The sequence below is a fragment of the Colwellia sp. MB3u-4 genome (assembly GCF_014077065.1).
In the GTDB taxonomy this organism is placed as follows: Bacteria; Pseudomonadota; Gammaproteobacteria; order Enterobacterales; family Alteromonadaceae; genus Cognaticolwellia.
The window spans coordinates 1-5,833 of sequence record NZ_JACGVE010000021.1; the positions used below are offsets into that span (position 1 = coordinate 1).

General features: G+C 41.1%; 3 protein-coding genes. All 3 read left to right on the top strand.

Going from position 1 to position 5,833, the window contains the following annotated elements; all coding sequences use genetic code 11:
- Nucleotides 1-167: 167 nt before the first annotated feature.
- Entirely contained in the window at nucleotides 168-638 is a 471-nt protein-coding gene (locus tag H4J61_RS00095) for a hypothetical protein (protein ID WP_182182611.1), read from the top strand.
- A 26-nt stretch (nucleotides 639-664) separates the two neighbouring features.
- On the top strand, nucleotides 665-2,059 hold the full coding sequence (locus H4J61_RS00100; protein ID WP_182182612.1) for a tail fiber domain-containing protein: 1,395 nt from the start codon (nucleotides 665-667) through the stop codon (nucleotides 2,057-2,059).
- 205 nt (nucleotides 2,060-2,264) lie between these two features.
- On the top strand, nucleotides 2,265-5,833 hold a 3,569-nt coding region (locus H4J61_RS00105), incomplete at its 3' end, for an S-layer family protein (protein WP_220461147.1).

Genomic DNA, 5,833 nt, shown 5'->3' on the forward strand with positions numbered 1-5,833 from the left:
TGCAATTTCTGCAATTTCTGCAATTTCTGTAGTTTCTGCTTTTTCTGTGTTTTTAAGTAGAGTAATCCTATATTATTAGTTCAATATATGCAATTCACAAAAGTAGTGTTTTCATGCAATGAGAACGTTTGTGTATAAATAATAAAATAACCTGAAAGGTCACCAATATGAATAGCAAACACATTTTTCTATCGTCAGTAATAAGTTTACTGCTCAACTCACCTTTAGTGATGGCAACTAATCAGGTTGAAAAAACAAACACAGAGAATGCGACTACTCTAATCGCTAATGAAAACTTTAGTGGTACTTATATTGGTTTTACTAACCCCAAAAACGTCTTTGCCTCTACGTTAACCATAGTAGGCCCTAATGGCTTTTCTGTCAGTGAATCGGTTGATATTGAGATTCCCGCCATTGAATTATCCGCTTTTGGTGAATTAACTGATGGTTTGTATACCTATCAGTTAACAGCAGCCCTTTCCGATGAGTTTGTTGTGGCAACTCATCAACCTTTGAATAATGGCCGAGGTGAAAATGAACGTAAGCAGTTACATAAAGCGATTAAACAAAGTGGCCATTTTTATATTGAATCAGGTGAAATTAAAAATTTTGCTACTCAGACCCATTCAGTTGAATAATAAATTAGCTAATCAAGAGATATAATATGAAAAATAGAAAAATTAGATTAGTGAAAGCGCCCATTATTGCACTCATCAGTGTTGCCGGATTTAGTAGCTTTTCAGCACTAGCTGATCAACAAATACAAGACGATTTAGTTGTTACTGGTAGTATTTGTACTGGATTTGATTGCGTCAATAACGAAAGTTTTGGTTTTGACACCCTAAGGCTCAAAGAAAATAATCTCCGGATAAAGTTTATAGATACCAGTTCCTCTAGTGCATTTCCGACTACTGATTGGCAAATCACTGTTAACGACTCCGCCAACGGTGGACTTAATAGATTCAGTATTGACGATATTGATAGCGGCAAAACCCCATTTACTATTTTAGCTAGTGCACCATCAAACAGCATATATGTCGCTAGTAGTGGTAATTTAGGATTAGGCACAGCAGCGCCAATTGTTGACTTGCATGTGCGCGATTCTAACACGCCAGCTATTCGCTTAGAGCAGGATTCTAGTAGTGGTTGGAGTCCGCAAACTTGGGATCTTGGCGGTAATGAAACAAGCTTTTTCATTCGTGACGTAACTAATGGTGGGAGATTACCCTTTAGAATCAGACCGAATGCACCTTCTAACAGTCTTTATATCGCAGCTGATGGTGGCATCGGTTTTCAAACCAGCACACCAGATGGTCTGTTAGATATTGCACACCCTAGCAATGTCAATAACCATGCATTTTTAGTCAGCCCTTTAGGCGATGTTGGTATTAATATTGACAATGGATTTGTGCCTAATGGCTTATTTGATATTCAAACAACTGGCGGTTTATCTCAGTTTATGGTCAACACGAACGGTAATATCGGTTTTCAAACCAGCACACCAGATGGTCTGTTAGATATTGCACACCCCAGCAATGCCAATAACCATGCATTTTTAGTGAGCCCTTCAGGCGATGTCGGTATTAATATTGACGATGGACAAGTGCCTAATGGCTTATTTGATATTCAAACAACTGCCGGTTCCTCTCTGTTTACGGTTAACACTGACGGCACAATCGGTGTTGGTGTTCAAAGTGTTAACGCCTCAAATGTACTTGAGTTTGCCAACGGTGCACACTTGACAACAGGTGGGGTATGGACCAATGCATCAAGCCGTAATTTAAAAAATAATATTACTGATATTAGTGCCGAGGTTGCACTTAATACTATTAAAGCGCTTAAACCTGTTACTTTTACCTACAAAATTGAGCCTACTGAAAGTTACGCTGGTTTTATTGCCGAAGATGTACCTGAAATAGTTGCCACTAATGATCGTAAAAGTCTAGCGGCAATGGATTTTGTTGCGGTACTCACCAAACTGGTGCAAGAACAACAAAAAGCAATAGAAAATTTGCAGCGCCGTGTTGAACAATTAGAGCAAAGTAAAAACATGCAATAACTGCTGAGTGCACGAGTTAATTATTTTTTAAACATGTAGTTAACTCATTACCTATATAAGTGATTAGTGCACTTTTATCTCTCGTTAAAAATGGCTAATTCTCTTTTTATTATCTTAGCCGTGTGTTTGCAGGCGCCAAGTAAAAGTCAAACGCAGGGCTTGTTTTGTTGTGCTTCGCTTAAAATTCCCAAAAGAGTATTATTAAATGAATAAAAAAATGTCTTTTATACCTAGCTTCTTCAAAGCCTTAGCGCTTGTGGTTTGCCTAATGTGGAACTTTTTAAGCCATGCTGTGCCCTTGAACACACCAGTATTTAGTGTTAGCTTTTCCCCAACAACGATAGGTCCTGGTAGTGTCTCAACTATGACCTATACCATTGACAACTCGGCGCAGGCAACCGGTGTTAGTGGACTCACCTTTACCAACACACTCCCTGCCGGTATGACCATCGCTTCACCTGCTGTTGCACTCAATACTTGTCTTAACGGTAGCTATGTTTCAACACCAGGGAGTAATGTGACCTCCTTTAGTGATTACCGTTTGGGTGCAGGTGCAAGCTGTAGTTTTCAAGTCGATGTTACTAGCACCACTGCAGGTTCTCATACTAATACCACTGACGCACTAAGCACTAGCGCTGGCAGTGCGGGTACGAGCTCAGCTATATTAACAGTTGACGATAATCGTCCCGGTTTTAGTATGGCTTTTTCACCGGCTACAATTACCCCAGGCGCGGTTAGTTCCTTAACTTATACCATAGATAATAGTGCTAATAGCTCAAATGCTTTTGCGCTAAGGTTTACCAATAGCTTGCCAACTGGACTTACTTTTTCTGAGCAGCCTAATATTTCTAATAGCTGCTCAGCAACCGTGGTTGCAGAGCCAAGGTCTTCCTCGTTAAGCAGCTTATTGCCGCTTGTCACTGCAGGTTCAACCTGTACTGTTTCAGTAGATGTAACCGCACCTTCTGCTGGCATTTATCAAACTAAAAGTATTGATTTATCACAAAATGGCAGAAATCCCAGTGGTCAGGCTAGTGCTGAACTAACAGTGGGTAGTTCATTTATGTTTATGACCTTTCCAAACGCTAGTGCCCCAGGTACAAATGTTGACCTTACCTATACTATTAATAATTTAGATAGAGTTAATGCCGCTGAAAACATCAGTTTTACCAATGATCTTAATGCGACATTAAGTGGTTTAACAGCGACAGCACTGCCGTCTGACGGTTTTTGTGGCGTTGGCTCTAGCCTAACAATACCAAGCCCAATTTTAGACATTAACGGCCGCAGCACAGGTCTAAGTCCGATTACTGTTACGGGTGCTAATTTGTCAGCTGAAGCTTCGTGTACATTTAAGATCAGCGTGTTGATACCTACAAGTGCTGCTGCGGGAAATTATACTAATACCACAAGTGTTATTAACTTAACTTTAGGTTCGGCCACTACTAAAGCCGCGTCCACTAATACACTGATAATTAAAAAGGCACCGCAAGTTAGTATGTCTTTTCTCAATAATGCTGTTAATAGCGGTGAAAACCTGACCTTGCGTTATGTGGTTACTAATACCGATCCGACGAATAGCGTTACTAATTTAGGGTTTACTATGCCTATAGATTCTATAGTTTCTGGTATGGTGACGAATACATTACCTACTGCAAATACCTGTGGCGTTGGCAGCACCTTCTCTGAAATTGATGACGGTTCTACGAGGTATTTCAAATTTGCTGATGGCACAATACCTGCTGGGGGCAACTGTACTTTTGATCTTGTGCTTACTTTACCTGCAGACAATTCTTCGGCTAATTATCTGCTCACTACTTCAACTATTGTTGGGACTGTTAATGGTGAAACTGTTTATGGTAATCAAGCTCAGGAGACTTTAGTGGTTATGAGTGCTGCTAAATTGTCCTTGGCAATTGTTGAAGAACAAATAGCACCAGGGGGGCAAGTGACCCTAGAGTTTACGCTTGATTACAGTGAAAGTGCTATCGCAGATGTTTCCAACCTTGCCTTTACGGTTGATTTGAATACTGTTTTGAGTGGCCTGACTGCAGTATCAACACCTTCCGGTGACGTTTGTGGTGCTGGCTCAACTATTAGTGGCAGCTCAATACTCACATTTTCTAGTGGCTCTTTATCGAGTGCTAGCCAATGTACTTTTTCTGTTACACTGTTAGTACCTAATAATGCAACTCCTAGCACTATTACGTTAACCAGCTCAGCAGTAACAGGAAGTACAGGTGGGCAAGCAGTTAACAGCGCTGCAGCCTCTGATACTCTTGTGATCAGTGCCTTGCATTTAACTAAGTCTTTTAGTCCTGACGTTGTTTTAGCAGGTGATATTATTTCGCTGACTTATACGCTTACCAACAGCTCTGCAGATGCTACACTGATTAGTTTTACTGATCCAATGAGTTCAGTGATTAACTCATTTCAGGCGATCACTCTACCTACCGATCCTTGTGGTGTCGGGTCAAGTATCACAGTTACAACGTCTAGAGGTATAACGTCTTTAACTTTTGCAGGAGGAAATTTAAAATCGGGAGAATCCTGTACCTTTATTGTTGATCTTCAAGTACCAGCTGGTGCGGCAGATGGAGTATACAACAGTGTAACTAGCAATGTTAATGGTACTGTTAATGGCAGTAACACAATTAGTGTTGCTGCAACGGCTACATTGGAAGTTCAATCGTTAACCGCATTGCTTACAAGCACTGCAGGCAATCCAACAGCCATTAGCCCCATACTTGTTAATATTAATTTTAGCCGCGACGTAGTCAACTTTACAGTTAATGACTTAGTTGTTAATAATGGTACCTTAGCTAACTTTAGTGGTTCAGGTAATAGCTATCAGGTCGATCTTACCCCCTCAAGTAACGGTGAGGTGACGGTAGACTTACCCGCTAATAGCGTTGATGATCTGGTAGATAACAGCCTTGCAAACTCTTCGTCTAACCAGTTATCGCTTGTGTATAACAACAATGCCTTTATTTCTGCGTTAGTTCCAGCAGCTAATATACAAGTGCAAGGTAGCAGCTTCAATATCTCTGGGACTAGTCCGACCGAGGGCATGGTGATCTACCTTTACAGCGACAATAACAATGATGGTGTTGCTGATAATAATACGGCGTTAGCGTCTACATCTGTTAATGGAGGTAGTTGGACATTAGATGCTCCAGTTACGCTCGGCAATGCGAATAATTTTTTAGTGGGCAATCAAACAACACGGGCCATAGAAGTTATCGATATACCGACGATTACAGAGATAACAAATTTTGCACCAGTTATCAGTGGTTCGCCGGGCAATGTTGCAGTAGAAGATTCAGTGTATACTTTTACGCCAACGGTCACAGATACAAATAGCAGTGATACCCAAACCTTTAGTATTAACATTAAACCTAGCTGGGCAACGTTTAGCACGACAACAGGCGCCTTAACGGGCACACCGACTAATGCGGATGTTGGTACCACCTCAGGTATTGTCATCAGTGTTGCCGATAGTGCGAATACATCAGACAGCTTAGCGGCCTTTAATCTGACCGTTTCAAACACCAACGATGCGCCGGTAATAACAGGTACGCCAGCCACAACGGTGGCTGAAGATATTGCCTACAGCTTTACTCCTATAGTTTCTGATGTTGATGCAGGTGATACCCAAAGCTTTAGTATTAACATTAAACCTAGCTGGGCAACGTTTAGCACAATAACCGGTAGCTTAACGGGCACACCGACTAATGATGATATTGGTACCACCTCAGGTATTGTCATCAGTGT